General features: G+C 68.6%; 21 protein-coding genes. 10 read left to right on the forward strand and 11 right to left on the reverse strand.

Features of this window, described 5'->3' with window-relative positions:
• Window positions 1–301: 301 nt before the first annotated feature.
• From HUS23_02790 to rnt, 3 genes are all read left to right on the forward strand, one after another.
• Window positions 302–1684: a class II fumarate hydratase gene (locus tag HUS23_02790; GenBank protein ID QKT02812.1), complete on the forward strand. Its 1383-nt coding sequence runs from the start codon at window positions 302–304 to the stop codon at window positions 1682–1684.
• 244 nt (window positions 1685–1928) lie between these two features.
• Window positions 1929–2975: a dihydroorotase gene (gene pyrC / locus HUS23_02795; protein QKT02813.1), complete on the forward strand. Its 1047-nt coding sequence runs from the start codon at window positions 1929–1931 to the stop codon at window positions 2973–2975.
• Window positions 2976–3016: 41 nt separating this feature from the next.
• Window positions 3017–3685, forward strand: a complete 669-nt coding sequence (gene rnt / locus HUS23_02800) for a ribonuclease T (protein ID QKT02814.1) — start codon at window positions 3017–3019, stop codon at window positions 3683–3685.
• 13 nt (window positions 3686–3698) lie between these two features.
• On the opposite strand, the gene HUS23_02805 is transcribed toward rnt, so the two are convergent.
• From HUS23_02805 to HUS23_02820, 4 genes are all read right to left on the reverse strand, one after another.
• Window positions 3699–3992, reverse strand: a complete 294-nt coding sequence (locus HUS23_02805) for a PepSY domain-containing protein (GenBank protein ID QKT02815.1) — start codon at window positions 3990–3992, stop codon at window positions 3699–3701.
• A 123-nt stretch (window positions 3993–4115) separates the two neighbouring features.
• Window positions 4116–4448 (reverse strand): Grx4 family monothiol glutaredoxin, encoded by a 333-nt coding sequence (grxD, locus tag HUS23_02810; GenBank protein ID QKT02816.1) that lies wholly within the window; start codon window positions 4446–4448, stop codon window positions 4116–4118.
• Between the two features lie 102 nt (window positions 4449–4550).
• A complete protein-coding gene (locus HUS23_02815) occupies window positions 4551–6332 on the reverse strand; it encodes an N-acetylglutaminylglutamine amidotransferase (protein ID QKT02817.1) in 1782 nt (593 codons plus the stop codon).
• A gap of 4 nt (window positions 6333–6336) precedes the next feature.
• A complete protein-coding gene (locus tag HUS23_02820) occupies window positions 6337–7899 on the reverse strand; it encodes a hydantoinase B/oxoprolinase family protein (GenBank protein QKT02818.1) in 1563 nt (520 codons plus the stop codon).
• A gap of 144 nt (window positions 7900–8043) precedes the next feature.
• On the opposite strand from HUS23_02820, the gene HUS23_02825 reads away from it, so the two are divergent.
• A complete protein-coding gene (locus HUS23_02825) occupies window positions 8044–8628 on the forward strand; it encodes a superoxide dismutase [Fe] (protein QKT02819.1) in 585 nt (194 codons plus the stop codon).
• A gap of 468 nt (window positions 8629–9096) precedes the next feature.
• Here the strand turns inward: HUS23_02825 and HUS23_02830 are convergent, their stop codons facing one another.
• Window positions 9097–9606: a urate hydroxylase PuuD gene (locus tag HUS23_02830; protein ID QKT02820.1), complete on the reverse strand. Its 510-nt coding sequence runs from the start codon at window positions 9604–9606 to the stop codon at window positions 9097–9099.
• A 373-nt stretch (window positions 9607–9979) separates the two neighbouring features.
• Between HUS23_02830 and HUS23_02835 the strand changes: the two genes are divergently transcribed.
• The 6 genes from HUS23_02835 (at window position 9980) to HUS23_02860 (ending at window position 18394) form a co-directional block, all read left to right on the forward strand.
• Window positions 9980–11164 carry an acetylornithine transaminase gene (locus HUS23_02835; GenBank protein QKT02821.1) on the forward strand — a complete coding sequence of 395 codons (1185 nt, stop codon included), beginning with the start codon at window positions 9980–9982 and terminating at the stop codon, window positions 11162–11164.
• A gap of 4 nt (window positions 11165–11168) precedes the next feature.
• Window positions 11169–12071 carry an ornithine carbamoyltransferase gene (gene argF / locus HUS23_02840; protein QKT02822.1) on the forward strand — a complete coding sequence of 301 codons (903 nt, stop codon included), beginning with the start codon at window positions 11169–11171 and terminating at the stop codon, window positions 12069–12071.
• 116 nt (window positions 12072–12187) lie between these two features.
• Window positions 12188–12817 carry a TetR/AcrR family transcriptional regulator gene (locus HUS23_02845; protein ID QKT02823.1) on the forward strand — a complete coding sequence of 210 codons (630 nt, stop codon included), beginning with the start codon at window positions 12188–12190 and terminating at the stop codon, window positions 12815–12817.
• Window positions 12814–13911, forward strand: a complete 1098-nt coding sequence (locus HUS23_02850; protein QKT02824.1) for an efflux RND transporter periplasmic adaptor subunit — start codon at window positions 12814–12816, stop codon at window positions 13909–13911. Before HUS23_02845 ends, HUS23_02850 begins: the two co-directional genes overlap by 4 nt.
• Entirely contained in the window at window positions 13908–16982 is a 3075-nt protein-coding gene (locus tag HUS23_02855) for an efflux RND transporter permease subunit (protein QKT02825.1), read from the forward strand. The genes HUS23_02850 and HUS23_02855 overlap by 4 nt, the downstream gene beginning before the upstream one ends.
• Window positions 16979–18394, forward strand: coding sequence for a TolC family outer membrane protein (locus tag HUS23_02860; protein QKT02826.1), 1416 nt, complete (start codon window positions 16979–16981; stop codon window positions 18392–18394). The genes HUS23_02855 and HUS23_02860 overlap by 4 nt, the downstream gene beginning before the upstream one ends.
• 139 nt (window positions 18395–18533) lie before the next feature.
• On the opposite strand, the gene HUS23_02865 is transcribed toward HUS23_02860, so the two are convergent.
• The 6 genes from HUS23_02865 to pstA all read right to left on the reverse strand — a co-directional run bounded on the left by HUS23_02865 (window position 18534) and on the right by pstA (window position 24212).
• The gene (locus HUS23_02865) at window positions 18534–18740 is read right to left on the reverse strand and encodes a hypothetical protein (GenBank protein ID QKT02827.1); all 207 of its coding nucleotides are present in this window, start codon (window positions 18738–18740) and stop codon (window positions 18534–18536) included.
• Window positions 18737–19435, reverse strand: coding sequence for a hypothetical protein (locus HUS23_02870; GenBank protein QKT02828.1), 699 nt, complete (start codon window positions 19433–19435; stop codon window positions 18737–18739). The genes HUS23_02865 and HUS23_02870 overlap by 4 nt, the downstream gene beginning before the upstream one ends.
• A gap of 219 nt (window positions 19436–19654) precedes the next feature.
• Entirely contained in the window at window positions 19655–20647 is a 993-nt protein-coding gene (locus HUS23_02875; GenBank protein ID QKT02829.1) for a porin, read from the reverse strand.
• A 290-nt stretch (window positions 20648–20937) separates the two neighbouring features.
• Window positions 20938–21660, reverse strand: coding sequence for a phosphate signaling complex protein PhoU (phoU, locus tag HUS23_02880; GenBank protein ID QKT02830.1), 723 nt, complete (start codon window positions 21658–21660; stop codon window positions 20938–20940).
• A 10-nt stretch (window positions 21661–21670) separates the two neighbouring features.
• A complete protein-coding gene (locus HUS23_02885; protein ID QKT02831.1) occupies window positions 21671–22519 on the reverse strand; it encodes a phosphate ABC transporter ATP-binding protein in 849 nt (282 codons plus the stop codon).
• Window positions 22520–22547: 28 nt separating this feature from the next.
• Window positions 22548–24212 (reverse strand): phosphate ABC transporter permease PstA, encoded by a 1665-nt coding sequence (gene pstA / locus HUS23_02890; protein ID QKT02832.1) that lies wholly within the window; start codon window positions 24210–24212, stop codon window positions 22548–22550.

The following is a 24212-nucleotide window of genomic DNA, read 5'->3' on the forward strand; positions in this document are numbered from 1 at the left end:
TGATCGTTATGGAATTCGGGAAGAGCGCAGGTGTTCGACAGGGCGACCCGGCGCGCGCAAACGGCGTATGATCGGGATTTTTCTGATTCAGGTCAAGGCAGACCGCGCGCCGCCCGCGCCTCCTCGGATGCGCCATATCCTGGTGCGACAACCACTTAAGCCAAGCCGCGGCAGGCCCGGCAGGAGCCTGTCGCGCCGCAAAACGCGAACGCACGCACACTTTTAGCCGTGCGCGTGCGCGCTTCTGCGTCGGCGCACGGTGCGCGTACAATGCTCGGCTTCGTGATGGAGGGGCTGCCACATGCAGAACAAGGACTTTCGAATCGAACGCGACAGCCTGGGCGAGCTGCGCGTGCCCGCCGACGCCCTGTACGGCGCCCAGACTCAGCGCGCGGTCGATAATTTCCCGATCAGCGGCCTGCGTATGCCGCCCGCGTTCATCCAGGCGGCGGCCTTGATCAAGGCCGGCTGCGCGGTCGCGAACCAGGCCAATGGTCAACTCGAGAGCGACCTCGCCGACGCCGTGCGCCAGGCGGCGCTGGAGGTCGCGCGCGGGCGCCATGGCGAACAGTTTCCGGTGGACGTGTTCCAGACCGGCTCGGGCACCAGCACCAACATGAACGTCAACGAGGTGCTCGCCCATCTCGCCACGCGCCGGCTGGGCCGCCCCGTGCACCCGAACGATCACGTCAACCGCGGTCAAAGCTCGAACGATGTGATCCCCGCCGCGATCCACGTCAGCGCGAGCCTCGCCCTGCACCGCGAGGCGCTGCCCGCGCTGGACGAACTCGCGCGTACCATCGCGCAGCGCGTTGCGGAGTGCCAGGGCATCGTGAAGACCGGGCGCACACATCTGATGGACGCGCTGCCGGTCACCCTGGGCCAGGAACTCGGCGGCTGGGCCGCACAGGTGCGCGACGCCGAGGCGCGGCTGCGCGACACCCTGCCGCGCCTGCTCGCGCTGCCGCTCGGCGGCACGGCGGTGGGCACCGGGGTGAACGCCCCGCCCGGCTTCGGCGCGGACGTGGCGCGCTGGTTGGCGCAGGAGACCGGTGTCGATTTCCGCCCGATGGACAATCTGTTCGTGGGACTCAGCAGCCAGGACACGGCGGTGGAACTCAGCGGCCAGCTGCGCGGGGCGGCGGTGGTGCTGATGAAGATCGCCAACGACCTGCGCTGGATGAACAGCGGCCCGCTGGCCGGCCTCGGCGAGATCGCCCTGCCCGCCCTGCAGCCCGGCTCGAGCATCATGCCCGGCAAGGTCAACCCGGTGATCCCCGAGGCGGTGGCGATGGCCGCCGCGCAGATCATGGGCAACGACGCCACGGTGGCGGTGGCGGGTCAATCGGGCAACTTCCAGCTCAACGTCATGCTGCCGGTGACGGCCTACAACCTGTTGCAAAGCATCGAGCTGCTGGCGCACGCCGCCCAGGTACTCGCGCGGCAGGCGATTGCGGGCTTCACCGTCAATCAGGCGCGGCTCGAGGAGGCGCTGTCGCGCAATCCGATCCTGGTCACGGCCTTGAACAACGTGATCGGCTACGAACGCGGCGCGGAGATCGCCAAGCGCGCCTACCGCGAAGGCCGTCCGGTGATCGAGGTCGCCGCGGAGATGACCGACCTGTCCCGCGAGGAACTGGCCGACCTGCTCGATCCGCGGCGGCTGGTTGGCGGGTCGGAATGAATGCAGCCTGGATTTTCCGATTCACGAAGCGACGGTGCGCGCGCTTTTCCGTTGTGATCAACCGCTTGATGCCGTGATCATGACGAGACGTTCCTGCATGGCGCCGTAAGCCTGGGAGCCGCTCGGCACTTCGCACAAGGACGCTCGCAGGCGTCGGCACCGCCTTTGCTGGCATAATGGCGCACTGGCCGCCGCACGTCGCGGCCACAATCCATTCGATTCATCCATGCAAGCGGAGCACTACATGCAACGGCTGACTCTGCGCCGCCCCGACGACTGGCACCTGCACGTGCGCGACGGCGATGCCCTCGCCACGGTCATCCCGCACGTCGCCGCCCAGTTCGCGCGCGCGATCATCATGCCCAATCTCAAGCCGCCGGTGCGCACCACCGAAGAGGCGCTCGCCTACCGCGAGCGCATTTGCGCCGCGGTGCCGGCGGGGATGCATTTCGACCCGCTGATGACCCTCTACCTCACCGAGCAGACCACGCCGCGCGAGATCCAGCGCGCCAAGTCCAGCCGGCAGGTGTACGGGGTGAAGCTCTATCCCGCGGGTGCCACCACGCACTCCGACGCGGGCGTGCACAAGCTGGAGAACACCTACGCCACGCTCGCGTGCATGGAGGAGGAAGGCCTGCCGCTGTTGGTGCACGGCGAGGTGACCGACCCGGCGGTGGACGTCTTCGACCGCGAGCGCGTATTCATCGACACGGTGCTCGCCCCGCTGCTGGAGCGCTTTACGCACCTGCGCGTGGTGCTCGAGCACATCACCACCCGCGAGGCGGTGGAGTTCGTGCAGAGCCGCAACAGCAACGTGGGCGCCACCATCACCGCGCACCACCTCTTGATGAACCGCAACGACATGCTGGTGGGCGGCATACGCCCGCACCACTACTGCCTGCCGGTGCTCAAGCGCGAGAGCCACCGCGCCGCGCTGCTCGAGGCGGCCACCAGCGGGGATCCGAAGTTTTTTCTGGGCACCGACAGCGCGCCGCATCCGCGCGAGGGCAAGGAAAGCGCCTGCGGATGCGCCGGCGTGTACACCTCCCACGCCGCGATCGAACTCTATGCCGAGGCCTTCGAGGAGGCCGGCAAGCTCGAGCAACTGGAGGGCTTCGCCAGCCTGCACGGGCCGCGCTTCTACCGCCTGCCGGCGAACACCGCCACCATCACGCTGGAGCAGGCCCCGCAAGCGGTGCCGGCCAGTTACGCGTTCGGCGACACCGAACTGATCCCGATGCGCGCCGGCGGCGAGATCCGCTGGCGCCTGCTGAACCCCGCCGCCGCCTGAAACGGCGGCGGCCATTTGACGATTCGAGGACTCCACCCGGCATGAGCGAGCAGCCGCAGGACACGGACCACCGCGTGCGACGCATCGCGAAGCGCTTCCGCGGGTTTTTGCCCGTGGCGGTGGATGTCGAGACCGCCGGCTTCGAGGCGCGCACCGACGCCTTGCTGGAGATCGCCGCGGTCATCATCACCGTGGACGAGAGCGGACGCCTGCGCACCGGCGCCACCCACGCCGCCCACGTCGAGCCCTTCGAGGGCGCCAACCTCGACCCGCGCGCGCTGGAGTTCACCGGCATCGACCCGTTCCACCCGTTCCGCTTCGCGGTGCCCGAGCGCAAGGCCCTGGAGACCATCTTCGCGGAGGTGGACCAGGCCGTGAAGGCGCACGGCTGCAGCCGTGCGATCCTGGTCGGGCACAACCCTTGGTTCGACCTCGGCTTCCTGAAGGCGGCCTGCGCGCGCAACAAGATCAAGCGCACGCCGTTCCACGCCTTCAGCACCTTCGACACCGCCACCCTGGGCGGGCTCGCCTACGGCCAGACGGTGCTCGCGCGCGCGGCCATGGCGGCCGGCTTGGCCTGGGACCCGGACCAGGCCCATTCGGCGCTGTACGATGCCGAGCGCACCGCCGAGCTGTTCTGCACCATCGTCAACAGCTGGGATAGCCGCGCGCCCGCGCCGCCGCCCGCCGCACCGCCCGCAACGGATTGAGCGGCCGGCGCCCTCAATCGCCGCGCGCCTCGATCAGCAACTCGCCGGTGTAGGCGTCGAAGGTCAGTTCCCACTCCACGCCCTCGGCGTCGATCAGTTCGACCTCGTACACCTCGCGCCCATCCTCGTGCTCGAGCTCCACTTCCAGCAGCCGCCCGGGCCGGTAGGCCCGCGCCAGCGCCGCGATCCGCTCCAAGGGCAGCGGCTCGCCGGGCCGCAGGTCCATGTCGTAGCCGCGCGAGGCAGCGCGCCCGAGCGCCGTGGCCGCCAGAAAGCCCAAGCCGAAACCGCCCACTAAACCCATCATGCGCATAACACACTCCTTGTGTGGCCAAGCCTTGTGCACCCCGTCGGGGATGCAGAACTTCCTTAGCTTATACGCAAAACGGCCCGGACAAGCCGGGCCGTTCTGCGGGGGTGCGGCGGCGTATTACTCGGCCTGCGCCTTCTTGCTCACCGCCTCGTCGACCATCTTCTTGAGATCGCCGCTCTCGAACATCTCGACCGTGATGTCGCAGCCGCCGATCAGTTCCCCATCGACGTAGATCTGCGGGAAGGTCGGCCAGTCGGCGTAGCGCGGCAGGTTCTGGAAGATCTCCGGGTCCGCCAACACGTTCACGTAGGCGAACTCCTGACCGCACTGCTTGAGCGCCTGCGCGGCGCGCATGGAGAAGCCGCACTGGGGCATCTGCGGCGTGCCCTTCATGAAGATCACCACCGGGTTCTGCTCCACGTGCTGCTTGATGCGTTCCATTACGTCCATTGTTTTCACCTCACTGACATGCTTGCCGAGCCCGCGGCTCAATCGACACAGTCTAAACCCTGCCGCCCCGGGCATAAAGCGGCCATTGGTACGGGTTTTCGTTCAGGTATGGGGATCGACGTTGCGCTGCAGCCAATACTCGAACAACGCCAAGTGCCATAGCTTACTGCCCTGGATGCGCGTCAGGTACGCCTCCGGCTCGGCCAGCAGCTTGTCCACGTAGGCGCGCTCGAACACACCCCGCCGGCGACAGGCCTCGGAGTTCAGGATGTCGCGCATGAAGTCGAGGAACTCGCCGCGCACGTATTTCAGCGCCGGCATCGGGAAGTAGCCCTTGGGGCGGTCGATCACCCCATCGGGCAGGCGCCCGCGCGCCAGACGCTTCAAGACGTGCTTGCCGTCCGAGCCGAGCTTGAGCTCCGGCGGCATGGCCGCGGCCAGCTCCACCAGCTCGTGATCCAGGAACGGGACGCGCGCCTCCAGGCCCCAGGCCATGGTCATATTGTCCACGCGCTTGACCGGGTCGTCGACGATCAGCGTGGTGACGTCCAGGCGCAGCACGCGGTCGATGAAGGTCTGCGCGCCCGGCTCGCCGAGCAGGCGCTCGACGAGCGCGCTGGTGTGGTCCGCGCCGCGGTAGGCGGCGGTGACGGTCTCGAGGTACTCGTCGTGGTCGCGGTCGAAATAGTGGCTGCGAAAGCGCTCCAGGTCGCTGCCGGTGGTCGCCTCCATGCGCGGATACCAGAAATAGCCGCCGAACACCTCGTCGGCACCCTGCCCGCTCTGCACCACCTTGACCTCGCGCGACACGCGCTCGGCGAGCAGGTAGAACGCCACCGCGTCCTGGCCGACCATGGGCTCGCTCATGTTGTCCACCGCCTCGGGCAGACGGCGCAGCACCTCGTCGTTGGGGATGCGGATCTTGTGGTGGCGCGTGCCGTAGCGCGCCACCACCTGGTCGGAAAACTCGAACTCGCTGCCGCGCTCCTCGCCGATGTCCTCGAACCCGATGGAAAAGGTGTGCAGATCGGACACGCCCGATTCGGCCAGCAGCGCGACCAGCAGGCTCGAATCCAGCCCGCCCGAGAGCAGCACGCCCACCGGCACGTCGGCCACCGTGCGGCGCTTCTCCACCGCCGCGCGTAGCGCATCGTGCACCGCCTCGGTCCATTCGTCCTCGCTGCGCGCCACCCCCGGCCGCTGCGCCTGCAGGGTCCAGTAGCGCCGCGTGCGGGTGCTGCCGTCCAGGCCGATGGTCTGGCTGGTGCCGGGCTCGAGCTTGCGCACCTCGCCCAGCACGGTGCGCGGCGCGGGCACCACCGCGTGCAGCGTGAACTGATGGTGCAGCGCCACCGGGTCGAGTTCGCCGCTCACGCCGCCACCGGCGAGCAGCGCCTGCGCGCTGGAGGCGAAGCGCAGGCGCGCGTCGTTGCGCGTGTAGTACAGCGGCTTGATGCCGAAGCGGTCGCGTGCCAGGAACAGGCGCCGCGCGCGCCGATCCCACAGCGCGAAGGCGAACATGCCGTGCAGGTGCTCGGGCGCGCGCTCGCCCCACTCGGCGTAGGCCTTGAGGATGACCTCGGTGTCACCCTCCGAGAAGAAGCGGTAGCCGCGCGCGCTGAGCGTGGCGCGCAGCTCGCGGTAGTTGTAGATCGCGCCATTGAACACCAGCGCGAGCCCCAGTTCCTCGTCCACCATGGGCTGGTGCGAACGCGCCGAGAGGTCGATCACCGACAGGCGCCGATGGCCGAACGCGACCGGCCGCTCCGCCCAGGCGCCGGCATCGTCCGGCCCGCGGCGGGCCAGGCGTTCGCTCATGCGCGCCACCGCCTCGGCGTCGGCCGGGCCGCCGTCCAGGCGCAATTCGCCGCTGATTCCACACATCGTGCTAGGCGTCCTCCTGTTGTGCCGCGGGGCCCCAGCCGCCGCCGCCCGGGGTGCGTAGCGTAAGCCGCTGCCCCGCCGCGACGCGGCCGCTGAACTTGCCGGGCAACGGCTCGCCGTCGAGCAGGTTCTCGCCGCGCGCGCCGTGCGCGCCGCCCGCCAAGCCCCATGGGGCGTAACGCCGCCGCTCGGTCAGCAGCGTCACGGTGGCCGGCGCCAGGAACAGATACTCGCGCTCCACGCCGTCGCCGCCGGGGCGCCGCCCCGCACCGCCCGAGCCCTGGCGCAGCGCGTAGCGCAGCACGCGCACCGGGTAGCGCGCCTCGAGCGCCTCCACCGGGGTATTCAGCGTATTGGTCATGTGGGTCTGCACCCCGCCCAGGCCGCCGCCGCGCGGCCCCGCGCCCATGCCGCCACCCAGGGTTTCATAGTAGTCCCAGGTGCCACCCTCGGCCGCGGCCGCGCGCGCGCCCATGGCGAGGTTGTTCATACTGCCGTGGCTGGCCGCCGGGACCGCCTCCGGCAGCGCCTTGGCGAGCGCACCGAGTACCACGTCCACCACCCGCGTGCTGGTCTCCACGTTGCCGGCCGCCACCGCGGCGGGCGGGCGGGCGTTCACCAGCGAGCCTTCCGGCGCGCTGAGGGTGATGGGCCGAAAACTGCCCGCGCAGGCGGGGGTGTAGTCGGGCATCAGGCAGCGAAAGCAGTAATACACCGCGGCGGCGGCCACCGACAGCGGGCAATTGACGTTGCCGCGCACCTGCGCCGCGGTGCCCGCGAAGTCCACCGCCACCGTGCCGTCGTCCACGGTCAGCGTCGCCGCGATGGGAATGTCGCGCTGTCCCAACCCGTCGTCGTCCAGATAATCCACGTACTCATAGCGCCCGGCCGGGAGCGCGCGCAGCGCCGCCCGCGCGAGGCGCTCCCCATAGGCGTTCAGCTCCGCGAGCGCCGCCGCGAAGCGCCCGCCGCCGAGACCCCGCACCAGCGCCTGCAGACGCGTCAGGCCGACGCGGTTGGCGCTTATCTGCGCGGCAAAATCGGCCGCGCTCTCATCCGGGCGGCCGGTGGCGCCGACGATGCGCTGGAAGGCCTCGGTCACCGGCGCACCCGCGCGCTGGATGAAGGTGGGCGGGATCACCAGCCCCTCCTCCTCCAATGAAGTCGACAGCGGCATGGATCCCGGCGTGCTCGCGCCGATGTCGGCGTGGTGGGCGCGGTTGGCGACGAAGGCGACGCAGGCGCCTCCCTCGAACAACGGCGCCACCACGGTCACGTCGGGCAGATGGGTGCCGCCAAGGAAAGGATCGTTCAGGATCACCATGTCGCCCCGCGACCAGTCCACGCGCCGCACCACGTCGCGCATCGCGTAGGCCATGCTGCCCAGGTGCACCGGGATGTGCGCGGCCTGCGCGCACAGCTCGCCCTGGGCGTCGAACACCGCGCAGGAAAAGTCCAACCGATCCTTGATGTTGGGACTCACCGCGGCGCGGCGTAGCGCCGCACCCATTTCCTCGCACACCGCTTCGATGCGGCTCGCGAACAGGGACAGTTCTATGGCTTCCATCGCCTCTCGACAGCCTCGCCTTTCTGCGTCACCCCCAGCCGGGGTGTACAATACTATGTTCTCACGCGGGCGCCCGTCTCTGTCCCTGGCCTGCGCCGCGTCGACTCCGCTCCGCCTGACAACACCCAGCATAAGGAGGTATGCATGGAACACAAACTGCCCGAACTCCCGTACGCCAAGGATGCACTCGCGCCGCACATGTCGGCCGAGACCCTGGAGTTCCACCACGGCAAGCACCACAAGACCTACGTCGACACGCTGAATAAGCTCATTCAGGGCACTGAGTTTGAGGACGCGCCGCTCGAGACCGTCGTGAAAAACGCCCAGCCCGGCCCGCTGTTCAACAACGCCGCCCAGGTCTGGAACCACACCTTCTTCTGGCAGTGCCTGAGCCCCAACGGCGGCGGCGATCCGCAAGGCGATCTGGCCGATGCCATCAACCGCGATTTCGGCTCGGCGCAGCAGTTCCGCGACCAGTTTGCCGAACGCGCCACCAAGAACTTCGGCTCCGGCTGGACCTGGCTGGTCAAGCGCAGCGACGGCACGCTCGCCATCGAGGACACCAGCAACGCCGGCACGCCCATTACGAAAGGGATCAAGCCGCTGCTGACGGTGGACGTGTGGGAGCACGCCTACTACATCGACTACCGCAACGCCCGGCCCGAGTACCTGAAGCACTTCTGGAACATCGTGAACTGGGAGTTCGCCGCCAAGAACCTCGGCGCGTAAGCCAGCGCTGCAGTCGCATCACCGAGAGCCCGGCTACCACCGGGCTCTTTTTTGCAGTGAGCGCAGCGCAAGGCGTCGTAGGGCACATTAAGCGCAGCGCAATGCGCCGGCCGCTCTCGCGTGATTTGATTTGCACCCCGTTGGCGCAATGCGCTGCGCTTATTGCGCCCTACAGTGACTGCACTTTACGTCCTTTCGGCTTGCTCTGGCACCCCGCGACGGCGTCCAACCGTGCGGCTTCGCATAACGCAGTCCAAACATAGAATCCAAGGCGTCGTAGGGCGCATTAAGCGCAGCGCAATGCGCCGGCTGCTCTCTCGTAATTTGCGCCCCGTTGGGCAATGCGCTGCGCTTCGCGCCCTTTCTGCTTTCCAAAAGGAAAAAGCCCGGCTTGCGCCGGGCCTTTCTCTTAGTGCTTCGCGTTGCCGTTCCGGATCGGCGGGCTGGGCCGCCGATCCGGGAAACGGATCAGAACGGCAGACCGTGCGCCGCCGCACCCATGAACAGCAGCATGGGGATGGACAACATCATGTTGGTGCGCGAGGCCAGCAGCGCCACGCGCCGGGCGCGGGCCTTCTGCTCATCGGTGGCGGACACCAGGCCGAGCACCTTTTTCTGGTTGGGCCAGATGAACACCCACACGTTGATCAGCATGATGGTGCCGAGCCAGGCGCCGATGCCGATGTTGGTGAGGTAGGGGTTGGCCTGGCCGATGCCGAGCGTGAAGGCACCGACGAAATTGGCGCCCAGCAGGCCCGCGCCCGCAATCCAGGTGACCACCGCCGACCAGCGGAACCACAGCAGCGCGCGCGGCGCGACGTACTTGCTGATGCCCGCGCCACCCGGGCCGCCGGTGTCGGCCGCGGCGGCCGCCAGCGCGGGCACCTGCACCAGATTGAAGTAGTACAGCAAGCCGATCCAGGTGATACCCGCCAGCAGATGCAGCCAGCGGAACAGCGACATGATATCCAGTTCCATGAGTCGATCCCCTTAATTCAATTGTTCTTGTTCGTGGGCTGTTCAGGCGATGGCGCGCGCGACGAACACCAGGATGATCGAAAGCACGATACCGAGGATGATCGTGCCGCCGATGCTCTCCAGCGGATTTTTCATGATTATTCTCCTTGCTGCGTTGTAATCGTTCTTTAACGTTGGGCGGGGCGCGTTTGGGACGCGGCTCACACAGCTGGGTTCGCAGCATAAGGCACTGATACCCGGAACACAATAAGCGCCGCCCGCGCGCGTTTGCACTGCGCGTGCGCCACCGCTAGAATCGGCCTTTTCGTTGCCGATGGCGGCCTCGGGTGGGGCTGCCATTTTCTTTTTTATGCTGCGAGCGAGTGATGAGCGCATGAGCGACGCGTTGATGAACACCTACGCGCGCCTCCCGGTGAGTTTTTCCCATGGCGAGGGCGCCTGGCTGTGGGACACCGAGGGGCGGCGTTACCTGGACGCGCTGTCCGGCATTGCGGTGTGCGGCCTGGGCCATGCCCATCCGGCCGTTACCGAGGCCATCGCGCGTCAGGCCGGCGCATTGCTGCACACGTCGAATCTGTACGGCATCCCGCGTCAGGCGACGCTGGGCGCGGCGCTCACGCGCCTGGCCGGCATGGACAAGGCCTTCTTCTGCAACTCCGGCGCCGAGGCCAACGAGGCGGCGATCAAACTCGCACGCCTACACGGCCACCGCCGCGGCATCGCGCAGCCGACCATCGTCGTCACCCAGGGCGCCTTCCACGGCCGCACGCTCGCCACGCTGACCGCCACCGGCAACGCCAAAATCCAGGCCGGCTTCGAACCGCTGCCGCAGGGCTTCTTGCGCGTGCCCTTCGACGATCTGACGGCGATCGAGAACATCGCCGGCGTGGACCCTTATGTGGTCGCTGTACTGGTCGAGCCGATTACCGGCGAGGGCGGTATCCGCGTCCCGTCCGAGGGCTACCTACCCGGCCTGCGCGCGCTGTGTGACCGCCACGGCTGGCTGCTGATGGTGGACGAGGTGCAGACCGGCATGTGCCGCACCGGGCGCTGGTTCGCGCATCAGCACAGCGGCATCGCCCCCGACGTGATGACGCTCGCCAAGGGCCTCGGCAACGGCGTGCCCATCGGCGCGTGTCTGGCGCGCGGCGAGGCGGCCGAGGTCTTCCAGCCGGGCAACCATGGCTCCACCTTCGGCGGCAACCCGCTCGTCTGCAGCGCGGCGCAGGCGGTGGTGGATACCCTCGAGCGCGAGGATCTCGCGGCGCGGGCCGGCGCGCTCGGCGCACGCATGACGCAGGGCCTGCGCGAGGCGCTGGCCGACACGGCGGGCGTGGTCGAGGTACGGGGCCAGGGACTGATGCTCGGCATCGTGCTGGACCGTCCGTGCGGCGCGCTGGTGCGCATGGCCCTGGACGAGGGCCTGCTCATCAACGTCACCGCCGAGCGCGTGGTGCGTCTGTTGCCGCCGCTCATCATCAGCGATCAGGAGGCGGACGCAATCGTGCAGCAGGTCAGCGCGCTGATCGCCCGCTTCCTGCAAGAGAACAAGGGGTAACACCATGCGCCACTTCCTCACCCTGCTCGACCTGGAGAAGTCCGAGCTCAAGGGTCTCATCGCCCGCGCCATCGAGCTGAAGGCCATGCTGCGCAAGGGCGAGCCCTACGAGCCGCTCAAGAACAAGGTGCTCGGCATGGTGTTCGAGAAGTCCTCCACCCGCACGCGGGTGTCGTTCGAGACCGGCATGATCCAGTTCGGCGGCTCGGCGATCTTCCTGTCGCCACGCGACACCCAGCTCGGGCGCGGCGAGCCGATCGAGGACAGCGCGCGGGTGCTCTCGCGCATGGTCGACCTCATCATGATCCGCACCTACGAGCACGAGAAGATCGAGCGCTTCGCCGCCTGCTCGCGCGTGCCGGTTATCAACGCCCTCACCGACCGCTTCCATCCCTGTCAGCTGCTGGCCGACGTGCAGACCTTCGTCGAGCACCGCGGCCCCATCGAGGGCAAGACGGTGGCCTGGATCGGCGACGGCAACAACATGTGCCACAGCTACATCCACGCCGCGCGGCAGTTCGATTTCACGCTGCGCATCGCCTGCCCCGTGGGCTACGAGCCGGATCGCGAGATCCTGCTCTCCGGCGCCGAGAACGTGCAGCTCATCAGCGATCCCATGGAGGCGGCGCGCGGCGCCGACCTGGTGGTCACCGACGTGTGGGCCAGCATGGGCCAGGAGGAGGAGCAGGCCAAGCGCGCGCTGGCCTTCGCCGACTACCAGGTGACGCAGACCTTGATGCAACAGACCGCGCCGGGCGCGCTGTTCATGCACTGCCTGCCCGCTCACCGCGGCGAGGAAGTGGCCGCCGAGGTCATCGACGGCCCGCAGAGCGTGGTGTGGGACGAGGCCGAGAACCGCCTGCACGCGCAGAAGGCCCTCATGGAGATGCTGGGGCGCGAGCTGTAGCGCCCCCGAGGCGCGGTCGCCGGTGCGGCCGCGCCTTTTTTTTGCGGTCGATTGCTAACCGTCCGGTCGGTCAGTATACTCCGCGCCAGTCCGTTCACCGTTTGCGGGTAGCATCCATGGCCCCAACCCCCGAGTCCGCCGGCTGCAGTGCCGTCGATCGCATCCTCGATGCGGCCTGTGAGTTGTTCTCCGAGCACGGCTTCGATCACGTCTCCATGAGCGCGGTCGCGGGTCGCGCCGGTGTGAGCAAGGCCAATGTGTTCCATCACTTCAGCTCCAAGGACGCGCTCTACATCGCCGCGCTGCGGGCGGCCTGCCGCACCTCGCGCGAGGCCATCGAGCGCCTGTCGCAAGAGGAAGGCAGCCCGCGCGAGCGCATCCGCCGGTTCGCGGCCATGCACCTCGCCTCGCTGATCGACAACGAGCGCGATGCGCGCCTGTTGCAGCGCGAGGTGATGGAGCGCGGCCATAGCGACGGGCGGCACCTGGCCGAGGACGTGTTCGCCGACGGCTTCGCCCGCCTGGTGGAGCTGGTGGCCGAGGGTCAGCGCTGCGGCGAGCTGGATGACGCCGTGCCGCCGGCGCTGCTGGCGACGCTGATCCTGAGCGCCAACGTGTTCTTCTTCCAAACCCGCGACATCCTGCGCCACCTGCCCCGGGTGGACTTCGCGGATGCGCCCGAAACCTATAACAAGCTATCGCTGGATCTGCTGCTCGGTGGCTGCAGACCGAAGGAGGCCTCATGACCCGCCGTTACCGAATCCTGCTGACCACGGCCTTGGCGCTCGCCCTCGGCGGCACCCTGGTGGCCTGCGGGACCGACGGCGACGCACCCGCGCAGAACGCGGCCAACGGACCGCGTGCCACCGCCGTGGGCGCGGCCGAGGCGCAGGCCGGCACGGTGCGCCTGACCGAGCGCAGCCTCGGCACCGTGACCGCCAAGGAGGCGCCCACAGTGGGCGCCGAGGTCGCGGGGCGTGTCCTGCGCCTGCACGCCGACGAGGGCGACCAGGTGCGGGCGGGGCAGCTACTGGCCGAGCTCGATCCAGGCGACTACCGCCTGGCGCGCGACGGCGCGCGCGCCGAGATCGCGCGCCTGGAGACCCTGATCGAGAACCAGCGCCGCCAGGTCGAACGCAACCGTGAACTGCTGGCCGAGAACTTCATTTCGCAGAGCATGCTGGACGATACCGAGGCGCAGCTAAGTGCGCTGGAGCGCCAACTCGAGGGCGCGCGGGCCGAGCATGCGCGCGCCGAACGCGACATCGCCCGCACGCGCATCGTCTCGCCCGTCGACGGCACCGTGGAGGAGCGCCGCGCCAGCCCCGGCGAGTGGGTCGGCACCGGCGCGCCCTTGTACCGCATCTCCACCGACCAGGTGCTGCGGGTTCACCTGCCCTTTCCCGAGCGCGTGGCGACCCGCCTGCGCCCGGGGCTGACCGTGGAACTCGCCTCGCCGGCCGCGCCCGAGCAGCGCATCGACGGCACCATCACCGAGCTGCGCCCGAGCATCGGCACCGCCTCGCGCGCGGTGACCGTCATCGCGGAGTTTCCCAATCCGGGTGGCTGGCGACCCGGTGCGAGCGTCACCGGAACCGTGAACCTCTCCGAACGCGCCGACGCCGTGTTGGTACCCGAGCTGGCGGTGGTGCAACGCCCGGCCGGCTACGTGGTGTACGTGATCGAGGAGGGCCGCGCGGCACAGCGGGTGGTGCGCCCCGGGCAGCGCCAGAACGGTCACGTGGAGATCCTGGAGGGGCTGCAGGCCGGTGAGCGCGTGGTCACCGACGGCGCGGGCTTCTTGACGGACGGCGCGCCGGTGCGCGAGGTGAGTTCATGAACCTGCCCGAGATTTCCGTCCACCGCCGCGTCTTCGCCTACATGCTGAGCGCGGTGCTGGTGCTGTTCGGCCTGGTGGCCATGCGCGAGCTCGGCGTCGACCGCTTCCCGACCATCGACTTCCCGGTGGTGTCGGTCACCACCGTGGTGCCGGGCGCCAACCCCGAGGTGATCGACGCGAGCGTCACCACCATCCTCGAATCGGCGGTGAACAGCGTGCCGGGCATCGACAGCGTGCAGTCGACCTCCTCGCCCGGCACCTCCATCGTGGTGGTGACCTTCAACCTCGACAAGGACATCGACGTCGCCTTCAACGAGGTGCAATCGAAGGTCAATCAGGTGCTGCGCCAACTGCCCACCGACGCCGATCCGCCGGTGGTGGCGAAGGTGGAGGCCGACGCCTCGCCCATCATGTGGGTGGTACTGCAGGGCGACCGTACCCAGCAGCAGCTCAGCCAGTACGCGCGCAACGTGGTGCGCAAACAGCTCGAGACCATCGACGGCGTGGGCGAGGTGCGCATGGGCGGCGGCCTGCAGCGCACCATCCGCGTGGAGCTTTATCCCGAGCGCCTGACCCAATACGACCTCACGGTGCAGGACCTGATCGCCGCCTTTCAGCGCGAGCACCTGCAGCTGCCGGGCGGCTTCCTCACCTCCGGCCAGACCGAGCGCCTGCTCAAGCTCGACCTCGAGTTCCACAGCGTGCGCGAACTCGAGGAGATGGTGATCGCTCACCGCGACGGCGCCAATGTGCGCCTGCGCGAGGTGGCCGAGGTGCGCGACGGGCTGGCCGATTTCCGGCGTCTGGCGCGCTTCAACGGCGAGCCCTCGGTGGGCCTGGGCATCGTGAAGGTGCCGGGCAGCAACACGGTGGCCATCGCCAACACGGTGCGCGAGCGCCTGGATGCCGAGATTCGTCCGCAGTTGCCGCCGGGGCTGCGCCTGGAGATCGCCTCCGACCAGTCGGTGTTCGTGCTGGAGATGATCTACGCCCTGCTCGACAAGATCATCCTGGGCACGCTGCTCGCCGCGCTGGTGGTGTGGGTGTTCCTGAAGAACTTCCGCGCCACGCTGATCGTCGCGACCGCGATCCCGGTGTCGCTGCTCGGCGCGGTGGCGGTGATGTACTTCTTCGGCTTCACCTTCAACACCCTCACCCTGCTCGCCCTGCTGCTCCTCATCGGCGTGGTGGTGGACGACGCCATCGTGGTGTTGGAAAACATCTACCGACATCGCGAGACCATCGAGCCCGACCCGATCAAGGGCGCGCTCTCGGGAACCAAGCAGGTGGTGTTCGCGGTGCTCGCCACCACGCTCTCGCTGGTGGCGATCTTCGCGCCGGTGGTGTTCATGGGCGGCATCATCGGGCGGTTCTTCGAATCGTTCGCCATCGTGGTGGCGGTGGGCGTGCTCATTTCCTACTTCGTGGCGGTCACCCTCACGCCGGCGCTGTGCGCGCGCTTCCTGCGCGTGCAGCCCCAGCACGGGCGCGTGTACCACGTGCTGGAGAACGGCTTCCGGCGGCTCGACAACGGCTACCGCTGGCTGCTGAACCACGCCCTCGACTGGCGCTGGACCACCATCGCCATCGCCACGGTCATCGTGCTCTCCAGCGGCTGGTTCTTCGCCAACGTCGGCAAGGCCTTCCTGCCCGAGGAGGACGAGGGCCAGTTCATCATCATGCTGCGCGCGCCGCTCGGCGCCGGCATCGACTACACCGACGGGCGCCTGCGCTTGGTCGAGGACGTCATCGCCAAGCAACCCTCGGTGCGCAACTACTTCACCGCCATCGGGCTCGGCGACCGCGGCCAGGCCAATCAGGGCATCGCCGTGGTGCGCATGCTCCCGCACGCCGAGCGCGATCAGTCGCAGCAGGAGCTGATCGCCGCGGTGAACGCCGAACTCGCGCAGATCCCCGGCGTGCGCGCCTTCGCCGGGCCGATTCCGATGGTCGGCGGCCAGCGCGGCGAGCCGCTGCAGTTCGTGGTGCGCGGCCCGAATCTCACCGAGGTGGCCGAGTACTCGCAGGCCATCCAGGAGCGCCTCTCGGCCATCGACGGCATGGGCCGCATCGACCTCGACCTGCAGCTCGATCTGCCCCAGCTGGTGCTGGACGTGGACCGCGAGCGCGCCGCCTCGCTGGGACTGTCCGCGCGCGACGTGGCGCAGGCGGCCAACGTACTGGCGGGCGGCCTGGACGTCGCCAAGTACAACGATGAGCCGGGCGACGGTGAGCGCTACGACATTCGCCTGAAGGCCGTGGAGGGCAGCTTCCAACAGCCGGATGACCTCTCCGCAATCTGGCTGCGCAGCGCGCAGGGCGAGATGGTGCGCCTCGACACCGTGGCGCAGTTCCACGAGGAGGTCGGCCCCGCGGTGGTGGGACGCCACAGCCTGCAGTATGCGGCGAACTTCTACGCCAATCCGGACCTGCCGCTCGGCGATGCCGTGGACCACGTGGAGCGGGTGGCGGCCGAGGTGCTGCCGCTCGGCTACACCGTGCGCATGACCGGGCAGGCCGAGGAATTCGGGCGCACCATTAACTACGTCATCTTCGTGCTGCTGGTGGCCACCATCCTGGTGTTCATGGTGCTGGCGAGCCAGTTCAACTCCTTCATCCAACCCTTCATCATCATGATGGCGCAGCCGCTCGCGGTAATCGGCGGCCTGGTGGCGCTGTGGGCCACCGGCCACACGCTGAACATCTACTCGATGATCGGCATGATCCTGCTCATCGGTCTGGTAGCGAAGAACTCCATCCTGCTGGTGGACCTCACCAACCAGCTGCGTGCCGAGGGCAAGTCGGTGGACGACGCGCTGCGCGAGGCCTGTCCGATCCGCATGCGCCCGATCCTGATGACCTCGCTCACGCTGATCCTCGCGCTCATGCCGGCCGCGGCGGGTTGGGGCGCCGGCGGAGCCACCGTCGGCCCGCTGTCGGTGGCGGTGATCGGCGGCATGATCAGCTCCACCCTGCTCGCCCTGGTGGTGGTCCCGGTGGTCTACTCCCTCATCGAGCGCCACCGCGAGCAGCGCCAACTCGAACGTGTATCCACGGAGGCCGAGGCATGAGTCGCCCGCGACAAAACAACAAAAACTCCTACCGCGCCCTCGGGCTGACGCTCGGGCTGCTGTGTCTGGGCGGCCCGCCGGCGGCCCTCGCGCAGGAGAACGGCCTCTCGCTGAGCGAGGCGTACCAGATAGCGCGCGAGCGCGATCCGCAACTGGCCGGTGCGGAGCATCGCGCGGCCGCCGCCGGCGAGCGCATCCCGCAGGCACGCGCCGGCCTGCTGCCGCAGGTCTCGGCCACTGCCGACGTCAGCCGGCGGCACTCGAACATCCGCCTCGGCGGCGACGAGGACAACGGCGAACTGGACCGCACCTTTACCAGTCGCGGCATGGGCCTGAACGTGGTGCAGCCGCTGTACGACCGGCCCGCGCGTGAGCAACTGCGCCAGAGCCGCGCCGGTGCCGAGCAGGCATCCGTCGCGCTGGCCGGTGCCGAGCAGGAACTCCTGCTGCGGGTCGCCTCCAGCTACTTCGCGGTGCTCGCGGCCGCCGAACAACTGGCCACCGCCGAGGCAGGTGAGCGCGCCATCACCGCCCAGCAGGAACGGGCGCGGCGCGCCTTCGAGCTCGGCCAGGTGACAGCGGTGGACGTCAACGAGGCCGAGGCACGCGCCGACCTTGCGCGCGCGCAGCGCATCGAGGCCGAGACCGAACTCGAGATCCGCCGCCACGCGCTGGCACGCGTGCTGGGACGCCCGGTGGGGCGCCTGCTGCACCTGACCAGCGAGCCGCTGCCGACGCCGCCGGGCGAGGTCGGCAACTGGATGGAGCGCGCACGCAGCGAGAACATCGAAGTGCGCCTGCAGCAGCAGGCGGTGGCGATCGCCGAGACGGAGATCGCGCGCAGCCGGGGGCTGGCTCAGCCGCGCCTGGACGCCGTGGCGGGCTACACCGACCGTCGCGGCCAGCAGTTCGGCGGCATCTCCAGCGACACGCGCGAGGCCCATGTCGGTCTGCAGCTCAACATCCCGCTCTACTCCGGCGGCGCCGAGCAGGCCCGCGTGCGCGAGGTCACCCGCAACCTGGCGGCCGAGCGGGCAGCGCTGCAGAACCTGACGGAGCAGGCGGAACTGGAGGCGCGCAGCGCCTTCATGCGCACCACCGCGGGGCACGCGCGGCTGCAGGCCCTGGAGCAGGCGGTGCGGTCGGCGGAGAGCGCGCTGCGCTCGACGCAGCGCGGCGCCGAGGTCGGCGTGCGCACCAACATCGACGTGCTGGACGCCCTGCAGCAAGTGTTCGTCGCCCACGCCGAGTGGATGAACGCGCGCTTCGACTACCTGCTCAACCAGCTGCAGCTCGCCGCCGCGGCCGGCGCGCTGGAGCCCGAGGCACTGACCGAACTCGACGCCCTGCTCGAGCCGGCCTCGGCCGCCGGTGCCATGCTGGAGCGGCTGGAGCTACGGCCGACGCGCTAGACGTCCCGCAACGCGCGGGCGAGGGAGTAGGAGCGCCTAGGCGGCGCGATCCGCAGCGGCGCCGCGCAGTGCGGCGCATGCCCGGCTCAGCGGCGCTCGGCGGACCAAATCGGCAGATCTTGCGCCGCCACCTTGAGCGTCAGACCGTGAGCGCCCGGGTATGCCAACGCCTCCACGCGCGCGACGACCACCCGCGCGCCACCAGCGCGGCGCACACACGTGCACCGCGCGGCAGGTGCACCGGCACGCTCGTCATCTCAAACCCCTCATCGTCGGCGGCATGGGCCCGGCCCACGATGTAGCCCAGCGCCGGATAGTCGAGCACCACACTGACCGAGGTGCTCATGCGCACCTCCGCGAGGTGCGTGCCCCGATCTCCAGCCACATCGGCAGCACCGCGCGCCGCAATGCCGGATCCCACGCCGGTTCGCCGCACACACGCGCCCCTTCCACGAGCAGGCGTCCCACCCAGGGAGACACCTCGCCGCGCGCCTCCCGCGTGAGGCTCGGCGTTCCGGCCCAGGGGCGCATGCGCAGCAAGGCCGGCATCCAGACCGGCGCGCCGCCGCACCGCAAGGCGCCGAGTTCGGTCGGCGAGAGGTGCACGCACAGGAGCAGGTGCGCGAGGTTCAGGCGCCGGGCGTAGCGCAGCACCGCCTCTATCAGCAGCGCCGCCACCGCGAGCCGGTCCGGTCCGGCGGCCAGCACCGGCCAGCTTAGCTCCAACGAGGGGGGCGCCTCGCGCCATGCGCCGAGGTTGAACAAGGCTTCGACGAAGCTACCACCCGCGCTCAACGCGTCCGCCGGTGCCAGCACGCGCGCCGCGCCGAGCAGTGCGCCGCCCTCGCCTTCCACCACCAGGTGATGTGCGAAGGGATCGAGCGCATCGCGGCAGAGGTACTCGACATTCCCGCCTGCGCCTTGCGCGCGCGCATCGCGCATGCGCAGATCGAGAACGGCGTGCATTTCGGTCGGCTGCAGTCCCCGCACCCGCAGCGGTGTCCCGAGCGGGGTCCGGATGTGTTTCGGCATGACATTCATGGATCGACTTCCTCTTGCTGTCGCCCGGCTCGGCCGGGCGTCGGTACATTGCGATTGCGATGCGGCAAGTGTCGAGGCGTGAGATGACACGGCGACGTCGCGCGGATGAAGGTTCAGCGACAGGAAAAAAAGCCCGCCATCGTGCGGGCACAGGTGCCATCCTTGGCGGAGGGCGCGTCCCTGCGCCTGGTTGTTTTGGATCGGGTGACCCGCAAGGGTCTAGAAGTTGTACATCATGCCCACGCTGACGCCACGCGCCGTCTCGCCCGTCACCGTGGCGGGGCTCACGCCGTGGCCGCCACGCGACATCCGAAACGCGGCATTGTCGTCATTGCGTGTCATGGCCATCGCCGCGTACACGCGTGTGGCGCGATCGAGCTGGTAGTCCACACCCAACGCGAGCATGGCGGCGTCGGCGTCGGCCTGATCCGAACTCAGCACGTAGTACTGCGTCTTCAGCGAGGTGTTACCCATCTTGTAGCGCAGACCGATACCGTAAGTGTCCACGTCGTAACCGATGTCGGCGCGCTGCACGAGGCCGGTCACGCGGAAGGCGCCGAAGTCCTGGTAGGCGCCTAAGCGTGTCGCATTGAAGTCGTTGGCCTCGTTGTCTTCGTGGGCGATCGCAAGGTAGGTGCCGCCGACGCGGTAGGTGAGCGCAGCGCTCCAGGCGCTGTTCTCGTCATCGGGCGGATTGCTGGTCGCCGCGTTGTTGGTCGCGTAGTGCAGGTCCGCCGTCAGCCCGCCCATCGCCGGCGTGCGATAGTGGATGCCGTTACGAAAGCGCGTATCGAAGTCCGCGCCGAGTTCGGACAAACGCGTCAGGTTGCGGGCGTCGCCGATCTGATCGCCGAATAGGTCGGTGCGGCTGCGGATACCTTTCAGCGGCGTGTCCATGTATCCCAGACGTACCAAGCCGAAGTCGCCCGACAAACCGGCGAAGGTGTCGCGCGTGGCGAAGTTGGTCCCGGTCTGGTCGAAGCGCACCTCCTGCTCGATCTGCATCAGGGCCTTCATGCCCTGCGGCAGTTCGCGGTCGGCTTTGAAGCCGAGGCGGCTGGAGTTGCTGGAGACGTTGAGGCCGCTATCGGCGCCATCGTCCAGGTGATCGACCGACACGTGCGCACGCCCGTAGAGGGAAACCTCGGCCACGGCCGCGGCAGGGGCTGCGGTCGCCGCCGCCAGCGCCAGTGCCATCATCTTGCTTCGCATTGTTCTCTCCTAGTTCCGCGTAGTAGGGGCCGGGCGGCCCCAACGGCGGCTAGGATGAGCAACGCATGTGCAGGTTGGGTGACGGGGCGATGAAGATTGCGTGACGCGCGGCTCAAGCACCGATGACGCCGCCGTCTTCTTGTTCGGTCGCGATGGTGGCCGAGCGCGCACGCGGGGCGTGCGCGCCATATGGCCAGAGGCCACGCGCGCGGCGGTCGCCTAGCAGATTATCCCGACGCCAAAGCCTGATGATGCTAGCCGCGCCGAGGGCAGGCTCAGGAAGCCGTTGGTCAGCCGCGCTCCTCCAGCGCCGCCCGCTCCATCTGCTCCAGGCTGACGTGGCGCACGTCCTTGCCCTTCACCAGATAGATGATGTACTCGCACATGTTGCGCGTGTGATCGCCGATGCGCTCCAGCGCGCGCGCCGCCCACAGCACGTCGAGACAGCGGGTGATGGCGCGTGGGTCCTCCATCATGAAGGTGATCATCTGCCGACTGATGGCCTCGTACTCGCTGTCGACACCGACATCGGACTTCACCACCGCGAGCGCGGCCTCCACGTCGGTACGCGCGAAGGCGTCCAGCGCGCCACGCACCATGTGCACCACCCGCTCGCCCATCGCGCGCAGCTCGACGTACTGCGTCTTCGGCCGCTCCAATTCGGCCAGGTGCAGGCCCATGCGCGCGACCTTCTCGGCCTGATCGCCGATGCGCTCGAGGTCGGTGATGGTCTTGATGATGGCAACGATCAGGCGCAGGTCGCTGGCGGTGGGCTGGCGGCGCGCGAGAATCTGCGCGCACTCCTCGTCGATCTCCACCTCGAAGGCGTTGACCTGTAGATCGCCGTTGATCACCGCACTCGCGAGCTCCTTGTCGCCGGCCACCAGTGCCGTCACCGCTTCGTTGATCTGCTTTTCCACCAGCCCGCCCATGGCGAGCACGCGGTTGCGCACGTCTTCCAGTTCTTCGTTGAACTGCTTGGAAATGTGCTGCCCGAGATTCATTGTGTCCATGTGACTCGCCTCAGCCGTAGCGGCCCGTGATGTAGTCTTCCGTCGCCTTCTTGCGCGGATTGGTGAACAGCGTGAGCGTGTCGTCGAACTCCACCATCTCGCCGAGGTACATATAGGCCGTGTAGTCCGACACGCGCGCCGCCTGCTGCATGTTGTGCGTGACGATGACGATGGTGTACTGCTGCTTGAGCTCGTAGATCAGCTCCTCGATCTTGGCGGTGGAGATCGGGTCCAGGGCCGAGGCCGGTTCGTCGAGCAGGATCACCTCCGGCTCGATGGCCACCGCGCGCGCGATCACCAGACGCTGCTGCTGACCGCCGGACAGGCCGAAGGCGTTCTCGTGCAGACGGTCCTTCACCTCGTCCCACAGCGCCGCGCGGCGCAGCGATTGCTCCACCACCTCGTCCAGCACGCGGCGGTTGCGCACGCCCTGGATGCGCAGCCCGTAGGCCACATTCTCGTAGATGGACTTGGGAAACGGGTTGGGCTTCTGGAACACCATCCCGACGCGCCGACGCAGCTCGGCCACGTCCACGCCCTTGTCGTAGATGTTGGCGCCGTCGATCAGTACCTCGCCCTCGATGCGGCAGTTGTCCACCAGGTCGTTCATGCGGTTGAAACAGCGCAGCAGGGTGGACTTGCCGCAGCCGCTCGGCCCGATGAAGGCCGTCACGCGCTTGGCGGGAATGGTGAGCGTCACGTTGCGCAGCGCGTGCGTCTCGCCGTAGTAGAGATTGAGGCCCTTCACTTCCAGCCCCGGCGCCTCGTCGGCGAGGCGCAACCGCTTCTTGCGCGTGCCGCCCTCGAAGAACCGTGGCTTCAGATCGGCCTGGGCCGCGGGTAGGGTCTGATCGTTCATGTCTTGCTCCTCGCGCACGGCCGGCGCGTCAGTCGCTCTCGGCGCGGTACTTCTCGCGCAGGTGATTACGGATACCGATGGCGGTCAGGTTCAGCACCACGATAATGGCCACCAGGGTCAGCGCGGTGGCGTACACCAAGGGACGCGCGGCCTCCACGTTCGGGCTCTGGAAGCCCACGTCGAAGATGTGGAAGCCCAGGTGCATGAACTTGCGCTCCAGGTGCAGGTAAGGGAAGTTGCCGTCCACCGGCAGGTTCGGCGCGAGCTTCACCACGCCGACCAGCATCAGCGGCGCCACCTCGCCCGCGGCGCGCGCCACCGCCAGGATCAGCCCGGTCATCATGGCCGGCGCGGCCAGCGGCACTACGGTCTTCCACAGCGTCTCGGCCTTGGTGGCGCCGAGCGCCAGGCTGCCCTCGCGAATACTGCGCGGGATGCGCGAGAGGCCTTCCTCGGTGGCTACGATCACCACCGGCAGGGTGAGCAGCGCCAGGGTGAGCGAGGCCCACATCAGGCCGGGCGTGCCGAAGGTCGGCGAAGGCAGCGCCTCGGGATAGAACAGCCGATCGAGGTTGCCGCCCAGGAAGTACACGAAGAAGCCCAGACCGAACACGCCGAACACGATCGACGGCACGCCGGCGAGGTTGTTCACCGAGATGCGGATCATGCGCGTCACCGCGCCCTGCTTGGCGTACTCGCGCAGGTAGATCGCGGCCAGCACGCCGAGCGGCGTGACCACGATCGACATCAGGATCACCATCAGCACCGTGCCGAAAATGGCCGGAAAGATACCGCCCTCGGTGTTGGCCTCGCGCGGTGTGCCGGCGAGAAAGCCCCATAGGCTCCGCGCATAGTGGCCGGTCTTCGCGACCGGCCCCATGGCGTTCGGTTGCCAGGCGCGCACGATGTGGGCGAGCGGCTGCTCGAGGCTGCGCCCGTCGGCGGTCTGCGTCACCACGCTGTCGCGCCGCGCGGCATCGTTCAGCGCATCCAAGCGCTCCTGAAACGCCGCGTACTCGCCGTGCAGCGCCTCGCGCTGCGCCGCGATCTCGGCACGGCGCGCCTCCCGCGTCAGCGCATCGAGTCCGCGATCGAGTTCCAAACGGCGCTCATCGAGGCGCAGGCGTTCCATGCGGTGGTTCACCGCGCCGATCTCGTAGCGCTCGATGCGGCGGATCTCCTCGGCCAGCGCATTGGCGCGCGCCAGGCGGGCCTGAAACTCCGGCCACGCCGCCTCGCCCTGCGCGACCTCGCTGCCGGCCTCCTTCACCGCCACCAGGTAGCCGTAGAAGTTGCCCCACTCGGTGCGCTCCATCACCACCGCTGGACCGGGCGTGCGCCACGCGTCGATCAGGTCGCCGATGAACCAGCCGAAATCGCGCCCCGTCAGGTCGCGGTTGCCCATCTTGATGAGGTGGCGCTGGACCACCTCCTGACCCTCGGGCACCGAAAAACCGGCCTCGCGCAGCGCCGCGGCGGTCACCGTCTCGCTGCGCGAAAGCTCGCCGAGCACGCGCACGCTCTCGCCGCCCGGCTGCCGGTAGTCGAACTCATACACCGTGGCGGGCCAGAAGTGCCCCAAGCCGCGCACCCCGATCAACAGCAGCAGGCCGACCACCATCACCACACTGATGGCGACCGCACCGGCGTGCAGCCAGATCCAGGGGGCACCACTCTTGAACCAGTCTTTCAC

It is taken from the genome of Ectothiorhodospiraceae bacterium 2226, assembly GCA_013348725.1.
Classification (GTDB): Bacteria; Pseudomonadota; Gammaproteobacteria.